At 56.0% G+C, this 21,255-nt stretch carries 12 protein-coding genes; 9 read left to right on the top strand and 3 right to left on the bottom strand.

Features of this window, described 5'->3' with window-relative positions; all coding sequences use genetic code 11:
* The first annotated feature begins 44 nt into the window (after positions 1-44).
* Together H0S68_RS18410 and H0S68_RS18405 are read left to right on the top strand one after the other, a co-directional pair.
* On the top strand, positions 45-5,951 hold the full coding sequence (locus H0S68_RS18410) for a DUF637 domain-containing protein (protein ID WP_410528905.1): 5,907 nt from the start codon (positions 45-47) through the stop codon (positions 5,949-5,951).
* Positions 5,951-6,331 (top strand): hypothetical protein, encoded by a 381-nt coding sequence (locus H0S68_RS18405; RefSeq protein ID WP_020828143.1) that lies wholly within the window; start codon positions 5,951-5,953, stop codon positions 6,329-6,331. Before H0S68_RS18410 ends, H0S68_RS18405 begins: the two co-directional genes overlap by 1 nt.
* A 465-nt stretch (positions 6,332-6,796) precedes the next feature.
* Here H0S68_RS18405 and H0S68_RS18400 read toward each other — a convergent pair whose 3' ends face one another.
* The gene (locus H0S68_RS18400; protein WP_020828142.1) at positions 6,797-7,879 is read right to left on the bottom strand and encodes a LacI family DNA-binding transcriptional regulator; all 1,083 of its coding nucleotides are present in this window, start codon (positions 7,877-7,879) and stop codon (positions 6,797-6,799) included.
* A gap of 365 nt (positions 7,880-8,244) precedes the next feature.
* Between H0S68_RS18400 and H0S68_RS18395 the strand changes: the two genes are divergently transcribed.
* Both H0S68_RS18395 and H0S68_RS18390 read left to right on the top strand, forming a co-directional pair.
* Positions 8,245-9,552 (top strand): MFS transporter, encoded by a 1,308-nt coding sequence (locus H0S68_RS18395; protein WP_410528904.1) that lies wholly within the window; start codon positions 8,245-8,247, stop codon positions 9,550-9,552.
* 11 nt (positions 9,553-9,563) lie between these two features.
* Positions 9,564-11,930: a TIM-barrel domain-containing protein gene (locus tag H0S68_RS18390; RefSeq protein WP_410528903.1), complete on the top strand. Its 2,367-nt coding sequence runs from the start codon at positions 9,564-9,566 to the stop codon at positions 11,928-11,930.
* Positions 11,931-12,061: 131 nt separating this feature from the next.
* Here the strand turns inward: H0S68_RS18390 and xseA are convergent, their stop codons facing one another.
* Positions 12,062-13,438, bottom strand: coding sequence for an exodeoxyribonuclease VII large subunit (xseA, locus tag H0S68_RS18385; protein WP_020828139.1), 1,377 nt, complete (start codon positions 13,436-13,438; stop codon positions 12,062-12,064).
* Positions 13,439-13,608: 170 nt separating this feature from the next.
* On the opposite strand from xseA, the gene guaB reads away from it, so the two are divergent.
* The 5 genes from guaB to H0S68_RS18360 all read left to right on the top strand — a co-directional run bounded on the left by guaB (position 13,609) and on the right by H0S68_RS18360 (position 20,734).
* Complete coding sequence (guaB, locus tag H0S68_RS18380) at positions 13,609-15,072, top strand: IMP dehydrogenase (protein ID WP_020828138.1); 1,464 nt, start codon at positions 13,609-13,611, stop codon at positions 15,070-15,072.
* Between the two features lie 176 nt (positions 15,073-15,248).
* Complete coding sequence (gene guaA, locus H0S68_RS18375) at positions 15,249-16,826, top strand: glutamine-hydrolyzing GMP synthase (protein WP_020828137.1); 1,578 nt, start codon at positions 15,249-15,251, stop codon at positions 16,824-16,826.
* A 399-nt stretch (positions 16,827-17,225) separates the two neighbouring features.
* On the top strand, positions 17,226-18,572 hold the full coding sequence (locus tag H0S68_RS18370) for an MFS transporter (RefSeq protein ID WP_410528902.1): 1,347 nt from the start codon (positions 17,226-17,228) through the stop codon (positions 18,570-18,572).
* 40 nt (positions 18,573-18,612) lie between these two features.
* Positions 18,613-19,749 (top strand): FAD-dependent oxidoreductase, encoded by a 1,137-nt coding sequence (locus tag H0S68_RS18365; RefSeq protein WP_259218257.1) that lies wholly within the window; start codon positions 18,613-18,615, stop codon positions 19,747-19,749.
* A gap of 94 nt (positions 19,750-19,843) precedes the next feature.
* The gene (locus tag H0S68_RS18360; RefSeq protein WP_142814641.1) at positions 19,844-20,734 is read left to right on the top strand and encodes an alpha/beta hydrolase; all 891 of its coding nucleotides are present in this window, start codon (positions 19,844-19,846) and stop codon (positions 20,732-20,734) included.
* 93 nt (positions 20,735-20,827) lie between these two features.
* Here H0S68_RS18360 and H0S68_RS18355 read toward each other — a convergent pair whose 3' ends face one another.
* Positions 20,828-21,202 carry a winged helix-turn-helix transcriptional regulator gene (locus H0S68_RS18355; protein ID WP_020828133.1) on the bottom strand — a complete coding sequence of 125 codons (375 nt, stop codon included), beginning with the start codon at positions 21,200-21,202 and terminating at the stop codon, positions 20,828-20,830.
* Between the last annotated feature and the right edge of the window lie 53 nt (positions 21,203-21,255).

Here is a 21,255-nt window from a genome sequence, read left to right as displayed (position 1 = left end):
GTCAGTGCGCGACTGAATTTTATATTAAGAGAACGGACCTTCCTATGGACAAGCCTCTTCATCCGCTGGCGCGCGCCGTCAGCTACCTGCTGATTTACACCACGGCGCTGACGCCGCTGCATCCGGCCTTCGCTGCCGGCATCAACGCCGCCAACGGCAACACCCAGGTGCACATGAAACCTGGCAACGTGCCGGTGGTGAATATTGCCACGCCGAACAGTGCGGGAATTTCGCACAACGTCTATAAGGACTTCAACGTCGGCACGCCAGGCGCTGTGCTCAACAATGCCACCCAAGGTGGCAAGACCCAACTGGGCGTAATTATAGAGAATGCCAAAGGCAACCCGAATCTGAAGGGGAAGGCGGCGGAGCTCATCATCAATGAAGTCACCGGCGGTAGTCGCTCTGAGCTGCAGGGTAAACTCGAGGTGTTCGGCAACAAGGCCAACGTGATGATTGCCAACCCCAATGGCATCACCTGCGACGGCTGTGGTTTTATCAATGCCCCGGGCGTGACGTTGACCACCGGCAAGCCGCAGTTCGACAAGCAGGGCGCACTGGAGGCGTTGGAGGTCAAAAAAGGCGGCGTCACCATCGGGGGCAAGGGACTCGATGGTAGTGGCGCCGACTACGTCGACATCCTCAGCCGTGCCACTGAACTCAACGGCAAAATCAACGCCAAAAACCTATCGCTGACTCAGGGGACCAACCGCATCAGTTTTAAAGACGGCACGGTAAAACCCATTGCCGGCGACGGGGCCAAACCGCAACTGGCGGTCGATACCAAGGCGCTGGGTGGCATGTACGCCAACAAAATTCGCCTGGTGGCCACCGAGGACGGTGTCGGGGTGAACCTGAAAGACCTCACCAGCCAGCAACGCGACATCACGCTCAGCGTCAACGGCAAGATTGCACTTAACGGCACCACCCACAGCAAAACCGACCTCAACGTTAGCGCCCGGGAATTGCATATTACGCCAGGCTCGGTGGTACAGGCAGACGGCAACGCTACGCTGGCCGCCACCAAACTGGTGAACGATGGGCAAACCAGCACCAGCGGCGACATGCGTATTTTCAGCGACCATGTGCGCAACGCGGGTAGCAACGCCAAACTTCACGCCAACAAAAACCTCTGGATACAAAAGGATGCGCAGGGCAACAAGGCCAACTACGTCGAGAACCGCTCAGCCACCATCAAAACCAACAGCGGCGACCTGGTCATTCGTACTAACAAACTCGATAACGTGCGTCAACAGTTCGCCATTTCCTCGACCAAGGCACCGAAAGACAACAAAGATATTGATCGTTGGCTTGCTGACGGCGTTTATCAGGACCAATTCGACTACCGATTCTTTGACTACCTGGCCGAGTTCGAAGACAAGAGCTTCACATGGCTGGGGCATATCGATTTCAAAAAAACGCCCTGGGTCAACAGTGAACGCGCACTTTTTACCGTGGTGAGCGACAGCAAACCGGCTGAAATCATTTCAGGTAAGAGCGCCTATATCAATGCGTCGGAGCTTTGGAACCACGTCAGTACAATAAAAACGGCCAACGATCTGATTTTAACTGGCAATAATCTAAGCGTCCGTAGTGAGACCATTGGCAACCTGAATGATTTCGCCTTGCTCGAACAGAAAACCCCCAATCCGAACATCGTACTGGGGCATAAATGGCAGGATGCAAAAACAACGACGCCGGAATACATCCTCTACGTCAGGAAAGGCACACAGAAAAGTTGGACTACAGAAGGATACCCTTCGTCTTTGCTGCAGGCTGGCGGCAACTTGGTGGCTGATGTCAAAAAACAGATTGAAATCAAAACGCCAACGCCCAACGAAAGTCAGCTCAATGACGTCAAAACGACCGGTCGCCCGGAAACTGTCAGGGCGCAGAATGTGCTGCTGCACGCGGCCAATATCGTCGATACCGATGCCATAAACGCGACAGGCAACATCACCGCCATTGCTGAAGACCGCATTGTGCTGGGGCAGGGTATTTTGTCCGCCGGCAAAGAGCTGAGTTTGAGCGCTGGGAATACTATCGATGCCTGGCAGAGCAAACTAAAAGGGCAGGATGTTACTCTGACCGCCCGTACCGGCGAAATAAAGGTGCACACCAGCGAGAAACCCCACTATTACCATCCTGACGGGGTGCGCTGGCTGGGCAGCCTGGAAGCCTCGCGCGACTTGACGCTGACGGCGGGCAGCACTATAACCCTGGTCAATACACTGCTAGCGCAGAGTCGTAATATCAGCATGACCGCCCCCGGCAGCATCGGCATCATCAATAATGATGCTGTTTTGGTACGTAACCGTCCCGGCGAAATTCTGTCGGCAGAGAAGCGGTTGCAGTACTTCAACAACCTGCTCCAGGCAGACACCGTGAACGCGACCGGGTCGATAACGATGAACAGCGGCAGCGGCCTGTCGCTGAACGGCATCAAAATGACGGCAGGGGGGAATATCAACCTTAACGCCGCACAGAATATCGACCTTAACATGCGCCCCCTGGGTGATGCCTACCGTTCACTGTTTGTGGCGACCCGCACACCCGAATTACGCAGCCAGGTCAAGGCGAACGGCAACCTGCTGATTAACTCGGGGCGCGATATCGGCCTGCAGGGCAGTGAGGTGTGGGCAGGCAGCAATGCGACGCTGATTGCGGGACAGACACTGTGGCTGGCAGCTGTAGGTTATTCCGCTATCAATGCGGCCAATGACAACAACAAGGACGACCGCCAGTGGGCCACGCGCCTTCACGGTGGTAAGTCACTGACCCTGTCCGCCAATCGCGATATTCTGACCTATGGCTCACACCTTTCGTCTGACGGCAATATGACCCTGACCTCTGGCAGGGACATGCGTTTCGAGGCGGTGCAGAACCACACCTATCGCGAGGGCGGCAACGAGTTCACCGAAACGCACTCCCAGCAGGGCACAGAATTGAACGCCGGCGGCCTGATGACGGTGATTGCCGGTGGCAGCATTCTGTTCCAGGCGACCAAATTGGTGGTCAAGGGGCTGGGTGCCAACTGGAAGCCGCCGGTCGCGGTGACGGACTGGGGCGGCCGCATCGCCGTTGCCGAGCAGCAACTTCAAAATGCGCAGCAGCGTATCAATCAGGCCCAGCAGGATAAGAATCGTGCTGAACAAGCGAAAAACGGTAAAAGCAATGAGTTAAATACGCTGCAGCGTGATATTAACGCGCTAAAACAAAGACAGGCAGAGAACCTCAGGAAGGTTCAGGAGTTTTCCGCCAAGCATGGCAAGTTGATGGAAATTCGCGATTGGGGGTTGTGGCAACAAAGTGCTGACCTCGCTGCAGAAGGTATCGGCATCACCCATGAACTCCTGGAAAAAGAAAATCGCGCAAACCCACTGCCTAATGAAATCAACGTAGAGCAGGCGGCATACAATGATGCGCAACAGCGTTTGTCGCTAGCCACTAGTGATAGAGATGGCGCACAAACTCGCCTTACTGTCGCCCGCCAAGAAGCTCAGAGCAAGGGGGCGGACGAGGCCAAACAAAAGGCCCAGGTCGACGCTCATAATCAGGCTGAAGCCATGCGTGCCGGCAATATGGATATCGCCGCCAAGGGCGGTTATCTCTACGCCCAGGCAATGGAAGAGTCCAGCCACTACGAGAAAACCGAGAAGAAACGCAAATGGTGGGGCAAAAAAACCGAGGTCAAGCAAACCCGCCATGACGTGACCAACAAGGTCACCGAATTTAGCGCCGCCGGCAACATCACCCTGATGAGCCGTGACGACAGCACCTATGAGGCGAGCAAGATTGAGGCCGGCAAGAATGCGAAGCTGACCAGCACCCATGGTCAAGTCAACTTCAAAGCGGTGAAGAACACCAGCTTCGAGCAGACCGTCACTAATTCAAAAGGCTTCTTCATCAAGCAGGCCAATAAAGGGTACGAAGACAACAAATGGGTGCTGCCGAGCATTCATGCCGGCGGAGCATTGACGGTCGATGCCGCCAAAGGCGTCAGCGCCGACGTGAAGGTGAAAAACGGCCAGGTGCTGCAAAGCGCCATCGATGCACTGGGTAACACGGCGGGCACCACCTGGGTCAAAGATCTGAACAAGCGCAATGACGTGCAGTGGAATAAGGTCAAGGACGCCTACGACAGCTGGGATTACAAGAGCCAGCATCTGAACCCGGCGGTGGCGGCAGTGATTGCCATCGCGGCAGCCGCAGTGACGGCGGGCAGTTCGCTAACGGCGCTGGCGGCCAGTAATGTCGCCGGGGCCATCGGCGGCGGCGCCGTTACCAGCGGCGCGGTCACGGCTGGTATGTCATCGTTGGCCTCTCAGGCGGCGGTGGCGCTGGTCGAAAACAGAGGCAATCTGTCAAAAACCCTGAAAGTGCTGGGCAGTAGCGAGAGCGTGAAGGCGACGGCCACGGCAATGGCAGTGGGGGGCGCGCTCAACGGCTTCGACAGTGCGATGGGCTGGAGCAAGGACGCGGCGGGCAAACCGCTCAACCCGAACAACGTCAAGCTGCCACAGCTGAGCAATGGCGACTGGAGCAAGGTGGCGCAGCGTGTGGCTGGGCAATCGGTCATCAGCTCTAGCCTGAATACGACCATCAATGGCGGCAGCTTCAAAGACAATTTGACCAATGCGCTGCTGGTGAATATTGGCAGCCAGGTTCAGGCTGAGGGTGCCAACCTGATAGGGGATAACGGTCAGGTTCTCGGTGTACCGGGCCGGGCCGTGAGTCATGTGGTGCTAGCGGGAATCAGCGCGGAAATCGGCAGAGGAGACGGTAAAGGGGCCGCTGCCGGCGCATTGGCGGCGGAACTGGCCGGGGTGATCATCAACGATAACCTGGTAAAAACCGAAGGATGGCAGGAGCGTCAGTCACAAATCAGCCGTGTTGCAGGTGCCTTCGCGGGAGCTATAGCTACCGGCAAAGCCTCGGGTACCAACAGCGGTGCAAACGCGGGTGAATTTGTTGAACGCTTCAATCGCCAGCTGCATCAGGAAGAACTCAACGCTATTAAAGTGCTGTCGAAGGGCGACAAGGAAAAAGAAGCGCGTCTGATGGCAGCATCTTGCCGAAAAGTAGCCTGTACTACGCAGGAAGCGTTAAACTCGGAAGAGCGCAAGCAGTTTGAAGACCTGATGAAGAAATACCCGTCAACGCGGGACGAAGATGGGCTTATTGCCAACTACTGGGTGCAAAAAGAGCGTCAGCGCTTCGGCAACTACCCGGCGTTTGCCGGTTATGACAGTGAAAAGTTATTCACGTATGACTTGGGTGACCAGATAACCGACGGCCAGCTGTTTGCACGAAACCAACAGATAGAGCAAATCAGCAAGCTGACCGGGTGGTCACCGAACTGGGTGAATGCCTCGGTGATGGCAGTTTCTATCGCCAGTACGTTTGCCGGTATGGGTAAAGCAAATGTCGGCAACCAGTATCTGTCATCAAAACTGGTCGGGCCAACCAACGCCTGGAAAGGGTATTTGGTCAATGAGAAGACCATTCAGCAGGCGGCTACCTTCAGACAGCAGGTGTTGGATGCCAGGGCGCCGTTTTCACAAAATATCAGGAAGACGGGGAATGCCGCCGTTGCAAAAATCGATGTTCCTGGTATGCCGAAAACACTCGCTGCACACAGCCGTGTCGACGTAGCAGACAAAGGCTTTATAGGGAAAGGTAGCGGCAATTTTAAATTTAACACCATCAACAATTCAAAGGGTGAACCAATACCTCGAAATACAGACTCGGAGTACAAAATCCTGGACAACCTGGCTGATAAACTGGGTAACAATGTGGCAGCCAAGGGAAAAGTCACCATTTTTACTGAACGTACTGCATGTGGGAGTTGTTTGGGCGTCGTGGATCAATTTCAGAAAAAATACCCCGGGATCAAAATAGATGTCCTTGACAACAACAATGTAATGTTAATTCCTGGGAGGTTGAAGTAATGGACGAAGAACGTATGACTTACGGTGAAATACGAGAAATGATATTAGGATGTTTCTATGATTGCTGTAGAAACATACTTTACATTAATAAAAAGACTGGTGAAAAATCATCTTATGATGGCCTGGAAATTGGGTATGCAAGCTATCAATGCGAAAATACCCCTTTTTCGCCGATAGAAAAGCTAATGTTCGAGGTATTTACTCTAATTTTAAGGGCCGGAAGAGGGCCGAAGAAAGCAGAAGACATCACTCGTGATGGTATCTATTTGATTATAAACGAAACGCCTTTGAGTATTCTCATTAAAGACATCTCTGATGACGAAAAAAGGGACTTGCTTTATGATATGGAGTTGCTTGGATTGCTTGAGAAGCCTGAGTAACTCCCTGTTCCCAAAAGTATGAGATTAAGCACGTTTTGCGCATGCTGGTGCTAGCGAAGGTAACCAAGTAACACTGCAGGCCAGGATTGTCGTAAATCTAACGTCCTTACGAACGGCTCTTTGGAGCCGTTTTTCTTGATTTTGTATTCCACATAAACGTCGACATATCTCACCGAGCGATGGCCATCCTCGGGTAGCTGGCGCACCAACTGGAAATTTACTCTATCCATGAAGCCTTTTTGTGGCCTTACCGGCGTCCCCGCTGCGCAGTTGAGGCCTCGTCTGCCAGCTGCGTGATGAAGTACGGTACCGCGCCTCCTTCGCAGACTCTGTACGTGGCTTAGGGTGAGTTTTGGCGAATACAAACCTAAACATTATTACTGCCGTTATCCATTAGTTCACGCCAATACGCGATGAACCAAAAAATTGCCCTCAATAAATGAACGGGGTGCCACTAAGTGTAGTTCAGACATCGTAAAGGCGGTGGTCATGGGTGCTGACCGCCGGGCTGGTTTTATGGGGACTGATGCGTTTGACCGAGGCGCGTACCGCCAGTTTGCCGTGCAGCAGCAGGTTACAAGGCGGTGCATCGGCGCGCAGCATGCGGCGTTGCAGCAGTTGGATCGCCTCATAACCCAGTTCGTCGCGCGGTACCTGCACCGAGGTGAGCGGCACGTCGTGAATTTCCGCCAGATTGAAGCCGTCGGTGCTCATCACCGAGATATCGCCCGGCACGCTCAGCTGCAGTTTATTCAGCGCCTTGACTGCGCCGACCGCCATGTAGTCGCCACCGGCAAGAATGGCCGTTGGCAGCTGCGAGCGGTGGCTCACCCGGTTGATAAAGGTGGTAAGCGCCTGTTCGGCCTCTTCGCTGCCGAAGCCGGAAGTAGTCACCAGATGGCGGCCGTCGTCAAAGGCGATATTGTGCCGCGCATAGGCTTGTTTAATACCCGCCAGCCGCAGTTCCATGGTGTGGCGGCGCAGGCATTGCAGATTCAAAATATGGCTGTGCCCTTGTTGCATCAGATAGTTGGCGGAGAACTCGCCAATCAGTTGGTGATCGGGTGACACGCTGTCGAGCCGCATCTGGCGGTCGGTGCAGTTAATCAGTACGCAGGGTTTATTCAGGTCGGCGGCCAACTGGTGAATGTGTTCGTCGTCGATGCCGATAATCAGCGCCGCCTGAGTTTGCGGATCGCTCATTTTTTCCAGAAACAACGCGCCGTCGCTGTGCAGTTCTTCCAGCCCACAATAGCGGATCCGAACTTCATGCTCAGCTAATGCGGCGGAGATCCCCTGGATCACCTTGTAGTAGAAGATATCGGTGCGCACATCAAAAGCGCGCTGGGGGGCGAAGACCATCACGTTATTGAGCATCAGCCTGCCGCTGGAAATGCCCTGCAGAATGCCGTTCTGTTGAGCGCAGGCCAACACCTTTTGGCGAGCTTCGACGCTGGTATTGGACTTACCGGCTAATACACGTGAAACGGTGCTGATCGACAGCCCGGTTTGCCGGGCAATTTCCTGTATTTTCAGCTTTCCGTTCATTCTGTGATCTCCTTCAAATTCGGTAATGAAAATATTTTCACGGTGTTTTTTCATCGTACTGTCAGGCTTCTGTCGCCATTATGGCGAGCTTTTATTCTATGCATGAGAATTTTTGCAAAAAACCTCGTTTCGCTCACGCTTCCGGCTGGTTAGTCTGAATTGGTATATCAACTTTATAGATTTATCAGTCCAATTAATGGACTGAATTATAAATAAAACGAAAATAAATCATGTGGTTGTGATCGTGATGCGTTGGTCTTTGTCAGACATACCGCAGTTTTCCACGGCCCATACCTTCGATACCAAAACGTACCCTACCAAAAGGCGCGCTGTTGCACCGGGCAGCCGTCGTGGAGAGAAGACAGATGAGTGTTGAAATTAATCAAAGGGTCGCCGATACCGGCCGGCGCAAGTTCAAATCGCTGCGCTGGTGGATGTTGGCGCTGTTTTTACTGGGCGTAACGGTCAACTACATCACCCGTAATTCGTTGGGCATTCTGGCACCTGAACTGAAAACCAGCCTCAACATGACCACCGAGCAGTACTCCTGGGTGGTGGCGTCGTTCCAACTGGCCTATACGGTATTTCAGCCGATCTGCGGCTGGCTGATCGACGTTATTGGCCTGAAGATGGGTTTTCTGATCTGCGCCAGTATCTGGGCGGTTGTTTGCATGCTGCATGCCGGCGCGGGCAGTTGGCTTCAACTGGCTATCCTGCGGTTCTTTATGGGCGGGGCGGAAGCGGCGGCCACGCCGGCCAACGCCAAGGCGATTTCCGACTGGTTCCCTAAAAAGGAGCGGCCGATCGCCGCCGGTTGGGCGGGCGTCGGTTTCTCTATTGGCGCCATGCTGGCTCCGCCCATTATCGTGATTGCCCACGTTTCCTTTGGCTGGCAGGGCGCTTTTTTGTTCTCCGGCGCGCTGGCGTTGATCTGGGTAGTGTTGTGGTGGTTGTTCTATCACTCGCCGCAGCAGCACCCCAATCTGAGCCAGCAGGAACTGGATCTGATCCGCGAAGACAATGAGCCGGAACTGCCCAGATTGCCGTTTCTCAAGTCGCTGGCGATTTTGTGCCGCAACAAAAAGTTCTATGGCATCGCCATTCCGGCCTTTCTCGCTGAACCGGCCTGGGCGGTGTTCAGTTTCTGGGTGCCGTTGTACCTGGCCACCGAGCGCGGCATGGACTTAAAGCACATCGCCATGTTTGCCTGGCTGCCGTTTTTGGCGGCGGACATCGGCAGCATCGCCAGCGGCTATCTCACCACCCTGTACCGCAAATGGTTCGGCTGCAGCCGCGTCAACTCGGTGGTCGCCAGCTCGGTGACGGGCGCCTTTATGATGGTTTCGCTGGCGTTTGTGGCGATCACCAAAGATCCCTACGTGGCGATCGCCCTGATCTCGATCGGTGGCTTCGGGCACCAGGTGATCTCCTGCATGCTCAGCGCGCTGGTGGTGGAGTCGTTCGATAAAAACCAAATGGCGACCGTCAACGGCATGCGCGGCTCCAGCGCCTGGATCGCCAGCTTCCTGTTTACGTTGCTGATCGGTGCGGTCTCCGACACCGTCGGTTTTAACCCCTTATTCATCGCCATGGGCTTCTTCGACCTGATCGGTGCCCTGTTCCTGATTGCTTTGATCGCCGAACGCGGCGGTAAAAAAACACTCAATAGTTAAGTTGGATGCCTATGAAAACCTTAAAAAACTGGACGCTGGCAGGACAGTATGCCGATCGTATTGAACTGTTGGTCGATGAACGCCATCTGTTTTGCCTGTACGTGTTGGAAAACCACCTGTGTCGCGTGTTGATCAAGCGCAGCGGAGAGCTGGCGCTGGACCGCACCTGGAGCATTGCGCCACAGACCGACGTGCCCTGGGAAGGGCGCGACCGGCTGAGCGTCGCCGGTTTCAGCCTGCCGGGTTACCACTTGCAGCAGCATGAGGATCGGTTGGTGCTGACCACCTCTACGCTGCGCGTGACCGTGCATCAGCCGCTGTGGCTGGAATGGGAACACTGTAACGCCGCCGGTGAATGGCGTCCGCTGGCAGCCGATCGGCCCACCAGCGCCTATTTGCTTAACCCGCACGGTGACGGCGTGGCCCATTATCAACGTCGCCATGCCGCCGAGCGCTATTATGGACTAGGCGAGAAGGCCGGTGATCTGGAACGCAGCGGCCGCCGTTTTGAAATGCGCAATCTGGATGCAATGGGTTACAACGCCGCCAGCACTGACCCGTTGTACAAGCACATTCCTTTCACCATCACCCGTGGAGAAGAGGCCAGCTTTGGGCTGTTTTACGACAACCTGAGCAGTTGCTGGCTGGATTTGGGTAACGAGATCGACAATTACCACCTGGCCTATCGCCGCTATCAGGCCGAGGCGGGGGATTTGGATTATTACCTGTTCCTCGGGCCAAAGGTGCTGGATGTCACCAAGGCGTTTGTGCGCCTGACCGGCAAGACACACTTCGGGCCAAAATGGAGCCTGGGCTACAGCGGATCCACCATGCATTACACCGACGCGCCGGATGCTCAACAGCAGCTACGGCAGTTTATTGAGCTTTGTCACCAACATGACATTCCCTGTGACTCCTTCCAGCTGTCCTCGGGTTATACCTCGATCGGCAACAAGCGTTACGTGTTCAACTGGAACTACGACAAGGTGCCGCAACCCAAGCAGCTGAGTCAGGCTTTCCACGATGCCGGATTGAAATTGGCGGCCAACATCAAGCCGTGCTTGTTGCAGGATCATCCGCAGTATCAACAGGCGGCGCAGTTAGGGCTGTTTATCCGCGATTCAGAAAGCGATAGGCCGGAGCGCTCCAGCTTTTGGGACGACGAAGGCTCACATCTGGACTTCACCAACCCGGCGGCAGTGCACTGGTGGCAGCAGGGCGTGACTCAGCAACTGCTGGAGATGGGCATCGATTCCACCTGGAATGACAATAACGAATATGAAGTGTGGGACGGCGAGGCGCGTTGCCACGGTTTTGGCCAGCCGATCGCCATCAAACATATTCGTCCGGTGATGCCGTTGCTGATGATGCGCGCCTCGATGGAGGCGCAGCAGCGCTTTGCCCCTGAGCTGCGGCCGTACCTGATTTCACGCTCCGGCTGTGCCGGTATGCAACGTTATGTGCAGACCTGGAGCGGCGATAACCGTACCAGTTGGCAAACCCTGCGTTACAACATTCGCATGGGGCTGGGCATGAGCCTGTCCGGTTTGTACAACCTCGGGCATGACGTGGGTGGTTTCTCCGGCGACAGGCCGGACGCCGAACTGCTGGTGCGTTGGGTGCAAAATGGCGTGATGCATCCGCGTTTCACCATCCACTCCTGGAACGACGACGCCACGGTTAACGAACCCTGGATGTACCCTGCGGTGACGCCGGCAGTGCGCGAGGCGATTGCTTTGCGTTATCGGCTGATGCCGTATTTCTACACCTTGCTGTGGCAGGCCTGCGTCGACGACGAACCGATGCTGCGCCCGACCTTCCTCGACCACGAGCATGATGAGCGCACGCTGAACGAAACCGATGATTTTATGATGGGTCGCGATCTGCTGGTGGCCAGCGTGGTGGAGCAGGGGCAGCGTCAGCGGCCGGTGTATCTGCCGGATAACGGCGACGGCTGGTACTGCTTCTACAGCGGCCAATGGTTCAGCGGCGGCCAGGAGGTGCTGCTGGAAGCACCGCTGGAGCGCTTGCCGCTGCTGGTACGTGCCGGTGCCGCGATACCTTTGTCGTCGCGATTGGCGCATGTTGACGTGACGGCGGACGATCGGCGCGAGCTGAAGCTGTATCCGCTCAAAGGCTGTGGCAGCGCTTCTGGGCTGTTATTCGAAGATGACGGGGAAAGTTATGGCTGGCAGCAGGGCGATGCGCTGTGGCTGCGCTGGGAGATGCTCAGCGACACTCAACGCATCATGCTGAACATCACTGCCGAAGGCCGGTTCAAACCGGCGTGGCAGACGTTGGCCTGCAGTTTGCCAACTGGAGAGACGCGAGAACTGTGGATTAACGGCGTACCGGGCAGCCGTTTTACGCTGGAGTAGTAAAAGTTATACCCTAAATAATTGGGGGGGTATCAAGGCGGCAAGAACGCTCATCCCGACGAGCTTACTCAGGTAAGTGATTCGGGTGAGCGGGTGAAGCCAACACAGATGCGGCTTCAAGTATGACGGGATTATTCGGCCGCGCGTTTCTTGCGCGGCTTCTTGGCCACGGTGATGGTTTTCACCTCGCTTTCCACCCAACCATCCTGCAGGCGGGTTTTCAGCAGTTCGCCAACCTGAGCCTGCTTAGTGGTTTTCAGCAGTTCGCCGCGCGGGGTTTGCGTCACGCTGTAGCCTCGGGCCAGCGTCGCCAGCGGGCTGACGGCCTCGAGTTGGCTGCAGGCGACGCCGAAGCGCTGGCGCAGGCCGTTAAGCTGGCGATCCCATGCCTGCTGCAAACGGTATTCCTGTTGCTGCACGCGTTGTTGGTAGCGGTGAATACGCGCCTGCGGTTGCATCTGCGCCAGCCGTTGCTGAACCCGCTCGCTGCGACGCGAAGACAGACGCAGTTGGTTTTGCATGCCGTCTTCCAACCGACGTTGCAGTTTGAACAACAGCGTTTGTTGGCGCGCCAGACGCAGGTGCGGGTGCTGCTGCTGCAAACGGTGGTTGATGCGGGTGAACTGCTGCTGGCGCTGCGCCAGGTAGTAGTCCATCGCCATTTCCATCCGCTGTTGCTGTGATTGCAACTGACGCAGCAGTTCCAACTGATTGCGACTGACCAGTTCGGCAGCGGCAGAAGGGGTTGGCGCACGCAGATCGGCGACAAAGTCGGCAATGGTGACGTCGGTTTCGTGGCCGACGGCGCTGACAATCGGAATGCGGCTGGCGAAAATCGCCCGCGCAACGCGTTCGTCGTTAAAGCTCCACAGGTCTTCCAGCGAACCCCCGCCACGGCCGACGATCAGCACGTCGCACTCGTCACGGCGGTTGGCCGTTTCGATGGCACGTACAATCTGCAGGGGGGCTTCCGCGCCCTGCACCGAAGTAGGGTAGATAACGATGGGCAATGAAGGATCGCGCCGTTGCAGCACCTGCAGCACATCGTGCAGCGCCGCGCCGCTGGCGGAGGTGACCACCCCGACGCGTTTGGCCGGGCTGGGCAGCGGCTGTTTGAACTGTTGGTCGAAAAGGCCTTCGGCGCTCAGTCGCTGTTTTAACTGATCGAACTGCTGTTGCAACAGGCCGTCGCCGGCGGGCTGCATGCTTTCGGCGATCAGCTGATAGTCGCCGCGCGGCTCATACAGCGTGATGCTGGCGCGCACCAGCACCTGTTGGCCATTTTGCGGGCGGAAGGTAGTACGACGGTTAGTGTTGCGGAACATCGCGCAACGCACCTGCGCGCGGTCGTCTTTCAGTGTGAAATACCAATGACCTGAAGACGGCTGGGAGAAGTTGGAGATCTCGGCGGAGAGCCAAATCTGGCCCATTTCCATTTCCAGCAGCTGTCGAACCGTCTGATTCAGGCGGCTTACGGTAAAAATGGAAGGCGAAACAGGTATCGACATGTGACCCAGATCAAATTTCAAAACAAGCACTTAATTGGTCGATACTACATGGCTGAAAAAGGTAATCAAGAGTTTTTGTGAGAAAGTGCTGGAGGCAACCGATTACGCTCTGTATAATGCCGCGGCAATATTTTATCTTTTTCACAGCCCACTCTGGTGAGATATTGCCCATGCTACGTATCGCGAAAGAAGCACTAACGTTTGACGACGTTCTCCTGGTTCCAGCTCACTCTACGGTTCTGCCTAATACCGCTGAGCTCGGCACCCAACTGACCAAAAATATCCGCCTGAATATCCCTATGCTGTCCGCAGCCATGGATACCGTTACCGAATCCGGCCTGGCCATCGCGCTGGCGCAGGAAGGCGGTCTGGGCTTCATTCACAAAAACATGTCTATCGAGCGTCAGGCAGAAGAAGTCCGCCGCGTGAAAAAACATGAAAGCGGCGTGGTAACCGATCCACAAGCCGTAACCCCTGCCACAACCCTGAAAGAAGTGAAAGAGCTGACCGCACGTAACGGCTTCGCCGGTTACCCTGTCGTCACCGAAGAGAACGAACTGGTCGGTATCATTACCGGCCGCGACGTCCGCTTCGTCACCGATCTGAACCAGCCTGTTACCGCCGTGATGACGCCGAAAGAGCGTCTGGTTACGGTGAAAGAAGGCGAAGCGCGTGAAGTCGTGCTGCAGAAAATGCACGAAAAACGCGTTGAGAAAGCGCTGGTAGTGGACGACAGCTTCCACCTGCTGGGCATGATCACCGTAAAAGACTTCCAGAAAGCGGAACGCAAGCCAAACGCCTGTAAAGACGAGCATGGCCGTCTGCGCGTTGGCGCAGCGGTGGGTGCAGGTGCAGGTAACGAAGAGCGCGTTGATGCGCTGGTCGCCGCCGGCGTTGACGTGCTGCTGATCGACTCTTCGCATGGCCATTCCGAAGGCGTATTGCAGCGTATTCGCGAAACGCGCGCCAAATACCCGGATCTGCAGATCGTGGGCGGCAACGTGGCTACCGCAGCCGGTGCCAAAGCGCTGGCTGACGCCGGCGTCAGCGCGGTCAAAGTAGGTATCGGCCCTGGCTCCATCTGTACTACTCGTATCGTAACCGGCGTAGGTGTACCGCAGATCACCGCCATCGCCGATGCGGTTGAAGCGCTGGAAGGGACAGGTATCCCGGTCATCGCCGACGGCGGCATTCGCTTCTCCGGTGACATCGCCAAAGCTATCGCGGCCGGCGCATCCTGCGTAATGGTCGGCTCCATGCTGGCGGGTACCGAAGAATCACCGGGCGAAATCGAGCTGTATCAGGGCCGTTCGTTCAAATCCTACCGTGGTATGGGTTCACTGGGCGCGATGTCCAAAGGCTCTTCCGACCGTTACTTCCAGACCGATAACGCCGCCGACAAACTGGTGCCGGAAGGTATCGAAGGCCGCGTGGCTTACAAAGGCATGCTGAAAGCGATCGTACATCAGCAAATGGGCGGCCTGCGTTCTTGCATGGGCCTGACCGGCTGCGCCACCATCGACGACCTGCGTACCAAGGCTGAATTTGTTCGCATCAGCGGCGCCGGTATTCAGGAAAGCCACGTGCATGACGTGACCATCACCAAAGAGTCACCGAACTACCGCATGGGTTAATTTCAGGGGCTGCGGCCGGCGCATTTGTTCGCCGTCCGCTGCTCGCATTGCTCATTGACTTTATGTCAACTGCGCATGCTGTGCTGCGGGCGACCACCAACTGTTTGGCCTCGCCGACTGAAACTGTCCTAACGTTTTAGATTTTCCTTTTTCTCTGTTGCTGGAATTCGCCTCACATGACAAAAAATATCCATAAGCATCGCATTCTGATTCTGGACTTTGGTTCGCAATACACCCAACTGGTCGCCCGCCGCGTGCGCGAAATCGGCGTTTACTGCGAGCTGTGGGCCTGGGACGTTAGCGAAGAGCAAATCCGCGAATTCAATCCGAGCGGCATCATCCTGTCCGGCGGCCCGGAAAGCACCACCGAAACCAACAGCCCGCGTGCGCCAGAATACGTGTTCACCGCCGGTGTACCTGTGCTGGGCGTATGCTACGGCATGCAGACCATGGCAATGCAGCTGGGCGGCCATGTGCAAGGTTCCAACGAGCGTGAATTCGGTTACGCGCAGGTGGAAATTACCACCGACAGCGCACTGGTTCGCGGCATCGAAGACGCGCTGAGCCCAACCGGTAAACCGCTGCTCGACGTGTGGATGAGCCACGGCGACAAAGTGACCGCTATCCCGTCCGACTTCGTGACCGTTGCCAGCACCGATACCTGCCCGTTTGCCATTATGGCCAACGAAGAAAAACGCTTCTACGGCGTGCAGTTCCACCCGGAAGTGACCCACACCCGTCAGGGCCAGCGCATGCTGGAGCGTTTCGTGCTGGATATCTGCCAGTGTGAAGCCCTGTGGACCCCGGCGACCATCATCGAAGATGCGGTAGAGCGCATTCGTGAGCAGGTGGGCGAAGATCACGTGATCCTCGGCCTGTCCGGCGGCGTCGACTCTTCCGTGACCGCAATGCTGCTGCATCGCGCCATCGGTAAACGCCTGACCTGCGTGTTCGTCGATAACGGCCTGCTGCGTCTGAATGAAGCAGACCAGGTGCTGGAAATGTTTGGCGACCACTTCGGCCTGAACATCGTTCACGTGGCGGCGGAAGATCGCTTCCTGAGCGCGTTAGCCGGCGTTGACGAACCGGAAGCCAAGCGCAAGATCATCGGCCGCGTGTTCGTGGAACTGTTCGACGAAGAAGCCTGCAAGCAGACTGAAGTGAAATGGCTGGCGCAGGGCACCATCTACCCGGACGTGATCGAATCCGCCGCTTCCGCCACCGGCAAAGCACACGTGATCAAATCGCACCACAACGTGGGTGGTCTGCCGAAAGAGATGAAGCTTGGCCTGGTCGAGCCGCTGAAAGAGCTGTTCAAAGACGAAGTGCGCAAAATCGGTCTGGAACTGGGCCTGCCGTACGACATGCTTTACCGTCACCCGTTCCCGGGCCCAGGTTTGGGCGTGCGCGTACTGGGTGAAGTGAAGAAAGAGTACTGCGATCTGCTGCGCCGTGCCGATGCAATCTTCATCGAAGAGCTGCACAAAGCCGATCTCTACAACAAAGTCAGCCAGGCATTCACCGTGTTCCTGCCGGTGCGTTCGGTTGGCGTGATGGGCGATGGCCGTAAATATGACTGGGTTGTTTCACTGCGCGCAGTGGAAACCATCGACTTTATGACCGCACATTGGGCGCACCTGCCGTACGATTTCCTCGGCCGCGTCTCCAACCGCATCATCAACGAAGTCAACGGCATTTCCCGTGTGGTTTATGACATCAGCGGTAAGCCACCGGCTACCATTGAGTGGGAATAATGAACCGCTAATCACTGACTATCAGTGATGATTTTAAAACCCCCGTTGCGGCTATGCTGTACGGGGGTTTTCTTTTTTCCGACGCCCACGAAATATTCCCTTTGCGCACCTCCTTGTATTCATTTTGGTTATACCAAAGATCCCTTTTTTGATTATTCCCTGATATCAGCACAGCCCTATACTCGGTCAATCCCTGCTCTCTGGAAAACCTGCCCCTGCAGCGCTACCCAGTAAAACACCAGGGTATGCATAAGCTTCGGAACTGGCAGAAGGTAAATTATTACTAATCAGTATGTTGATGCCATTTCATTCACCGGTTAATCCCGGGCCGTGCTGCCGGTGGTGGCGTGCTTTTCATGATGCAAGGTAATACAAAAACAAGAAAAGAGGATTTTTGCCATGAACAAACAATCCGTCACCGACATTGTCGATCAAAGCCCGCTTGGCGGTTTGCAGATAATGACGCTGCTCTTGTGTTTTATTGTATTAATGATTAATGGTCTGGATGCCAGCGCGATGGGTTATATCGCCCCTGAATTGGCTCAAGAATGGGGGGTTGATCGCGCCGAGTTGGGCCCGGCTTTCGCTGCAGGTCTGTTCGGCATGTTACTCGGCAGTTTTATTTGTGGCCCCGCGGCGGACCGTTATGGGCGCAAAACGGTGTTGCTGATCTGCTCGGTTATCGTCGCTTTAGGCACCCTGGGTTATGCCTTTTCCTCATCGATTAGCGTGCTTGTGGCACTGCGGTTACTGACTGGCATGGGACTAGGCGGCGTATTGCCCGGTTGCATTACTCTGGTGTCAGAGTATTCGCCCATTCGCTGGCGCATGTTGCTGGTCACCTTGAGCTTTTCCGGTTTTACCTTGGGTATGGCGCTCGGCGGCTGGGTGGCCGACTTGCTGCTGCCGGTGCTGGGCTGGAGAGGCCTGCTCTTTGTGGGCAGTATCGCTCCTTTGGTGATGCTGCCAGTGCTGTATTTCATGCTCCCTGAGTCGATCTGTTTCCTGGCCAACAGGCCGCAACAGAGAGCTAAATTACTGCGGATCGTCGAGCGGATTGGCGGCCATAGGAAGTGGCAGGACGTAATCTTTACCGACGGTATGGACAGAAAGCCCGGCGAAAAAAACCTGCAGCTGTCTCCCGTGGCGGCGCTATTTTCTGAAGGGCGAACCGAGCGTACGCTGCTACTCTGGCTGACCTTTTTCTGCTGCTTATTCTCGTTCTACCTGTTGAGCAATTGGCTACCCACGGTATTGCGCAGCAGCGGCTTTGACGCTCGGATGGCCTTACATGTTGCCGCAATGCTGCCGCTGGGGGGCATGATCGGTGGCATCATCACCGCACTTCTCATCGATCGAATCGGTATCGCCAAAATACTCCCTCCTTTAGCCTTATTGGCCTCGGTCGCGCTGCTGGTTACCGGCAGCCAGCTCGGCAGTTCTACCCGTTTATTGGTTTGCGTTTTTTTCGTGGGTTTTACCCTCACGGGAGCATTGAACAACATCAGTATTTTGAGCGCTGGCCTTTATCCCACCACGGCACGTGCGACCGGAGTGTCATGGGGGATCGGCGTGGGTCATGTGGGTTCCATCACGGGGGCTTATCTTGGCTCTTGGCTGTATACCGTGGTTGGTGATTTGCAGAATTTTTTCTACTGGATGGCGATTCCCGCATTAATTGCCGCTTTGGCGTTGTTCTGCATGACCAGGAGAAAGGATCTGTTTGCGGTACAGGCGGGTTCTTAACGACGGGTACGATCAAAACAAACGGGGCTGAGGAGAGGGTATGAAGCAACTGCATGCAGAAATTGCTGGGGCAGGTATCGCCGGGCTTACGGCGGCGGCGGCGCTGGCTCAGCGTGGCTGGAGCGTGAGAGTGCATGAGCGTTCGGCAAACCTGCGCACCTTTGGTGCGGGCATCTATATCTGGAGTAATGGGCTGCGTGTGCTCGAGGCGATTGGAGCCTATGACGAAGCTATGGTGGGGGCACACGAAGGGGCCGTATTCCAGACCCGGGATCACGGCAACGCAACGATGGAGGATATTCCGATCAACAGCAGCGGTGCCCCACGTCTGGTTACCATCCTGCGCGAGCGGCTGCTGCTGTCTTTGCTCAATGCGGCTCGCCGCGCCGGTGCTGAAATTGTCAGCGATTCCGAGGCGGTGGGGGCGACACCGGATGGAAAGCTGCTGATGGCGGACAAGCGAATGCTGTCAGCCGATTTGGTGATCGGCGCTGACGGTATCAACTCGCGGGTGAGAGAATCTCTGGACCTGCTGATGTACCGCAAGCCGCTGCACTATGGCGCGGTCAGAATGATGTTGAAGCGTGATGACGATGACGTACCGCCTGCAGATCGTTCGAACTACATTGAGTACTTTTCAGGCACGAGGCGGATCCTTTATACGCCCGCCAGCGCGACCGATCTTTATGTTGCACTGTGCTGCGCTGAGGACGATGTGGGTGCCTATCAGCTTCCGATTGCCCCGGAACTTTGGCGCAAATCCTTCCCACACCTTTCCGGCCTGATCGCACGTTTTGGCGAGGCCGGCCGCTGGGATGCGTTTGAGGTGCTGAAACTCAAGGCCTGGAGCAAAGGGCAGGTGGCGATCCTCGGCGATGCAGCCCATGCGATGCCGCCTTACCTCGGCCAAGGGGGCGGTTGCGCACTGATGAATGCTCTTGGATTGGCGGTCAGTCTGGAAAATAACCGGGATATTCCGGCGGCGCTGGCAGCCTGGGAAGCGCAGGAAAGGCCGTTGACCGAACATACCCAAGACACGGCGGAACGCATGGGGCATATGAACCTGTGGCCAGACGACGTTCGATCGGCCGTTTTGCGTATCACCGGACGTTGCGAGCAGATCGGCGCAGAGCGTATGAAAACGGCATTAAGCCTGCCGACGGGCACTTTGGCCTGATCATTGCTCCGGCCCGAGAAACGGGGCCGGGAGTAACCACTTTTTTAGTCCGCAGCCGCTGGGATAAGGCGGTGTTCATCAGGGAGGTTGAAAAATGACGCTTTTGGCAGACGAAGTGTTTATGGATCCGGCACGCCTCAATGAGGATTACGATGCACGCGCTACGGTAGGTGTCGACGGCTTCGCCAAAGAAATGGCGCGTTATCGCTCGCAGTCTGAAAAGATGAAACAGGCTTATGGCCTCCATTTTGATATCACCTATTGCCAGAAAAGTGGCCAGGCTCTGGATATTTATGGGCCAACGGTGAATGGAAACGGGCCGCTGCTGCCCGTTTTTCTTTTTATTCACGGGGGATACTGGCGAGCGCTGTCGAAAGAAGATTCCGCGATGATGGCGGGCACATTGGCGGCAAATGGCATTGCCACGGTGGTTATAGATTATCCACTCGCGCCGGCAGCCGGCATCGGTGACATCGTCCATGCCGTACGCAGTGCGGTGGCGTTCATTTGGCGGCGGGGACATGAGTTTGGGCTGGATCCGCAACGGATCTCGCTGGGTGGCAGTTCTGCTGGTGGCCATTTGCTAGCAACGCTATTAGCACCAGGCTGGCATGCTGCCTTTGGCGTGCCGACCGATGTGGTGAAGTTTGCTTTTCCCATCAGCGGGCTTTTTGAACTCGCACCTTTGATGAAGACGCCCGTGCAGGCATGGCTGGCACTCTCCGACACCAGCGTGGCCGATTACAGCCCGATGCGTCACATCCCTGCGCCGGGGTGCCCCATCACCGTTGCCTGGGCTGAAGGCGATCCCCCCGGCTTCAAGCGGCAGTCCGAAGCCTTTGCCGCTTTGTATAAAGCGGCCGGTGCGGAAACGGATCTGCTCGAGGTGCCCCATTGCAACCATTTCGATGTGCTGATGGAGTGGGCTGACCCGACTTCTCTGCTTTCCAGAATGCTGATCTCGGGAATATTCCGCAACCTCTGATCGCCTCCCACTCATTTCTAGAGTTTCGGTTATCGCCGGGTGATTACTGGATGTACGCGGCCATTCATCGCAAGGAAAAGTGAGGCAGGAGCCTCACTGTTCAAGCTGCTGGTTTTGCTCATCATATCTGCGCCGGCAGTCCTGAATAGCCTCCATATTCCCCATCGTCCACTCAAACAGAATAGAGAACGGCCCTTGCAATGACTGGCCGAGCGGCGTCAGCGAATACTCGACGCCGAGCACCCGCCCATCCAAAACCTTGCGGTTCACCATGCCGTTACGCTCCAGCTTGCGCAGCGTCTGGGTGAGCACACGTTGAGTGACGCCATCAAGGCGACGCTTGATCGCATTGAAGCGCCTCGGCTCACGCAGCACCTCCAGCACCATCATTGACCATTTGTCCGCGATCTGGTCGAGAATGATTCGGCTCGGGCAGTCGGCGCGGTAGACAGTTTCATTCGTCTCCATCGGTATCCTCCAGCATCCCTGGGATGCTTCAAGTGCGTAATTGACGCCAGGTA

Source organism: Serratia sp. AXJ-M (genome assembly GCF_046531865.1).
Lineage (GTDB): Bacteria > Pseudomonadota > Gammaproteobacteria > Enterobacterales > Enterobacteriaceae > Serratia > Serratia liquefaciens.
This window is presented reverse-complemented; position numbering and strand designations above follow the sequence as displayed.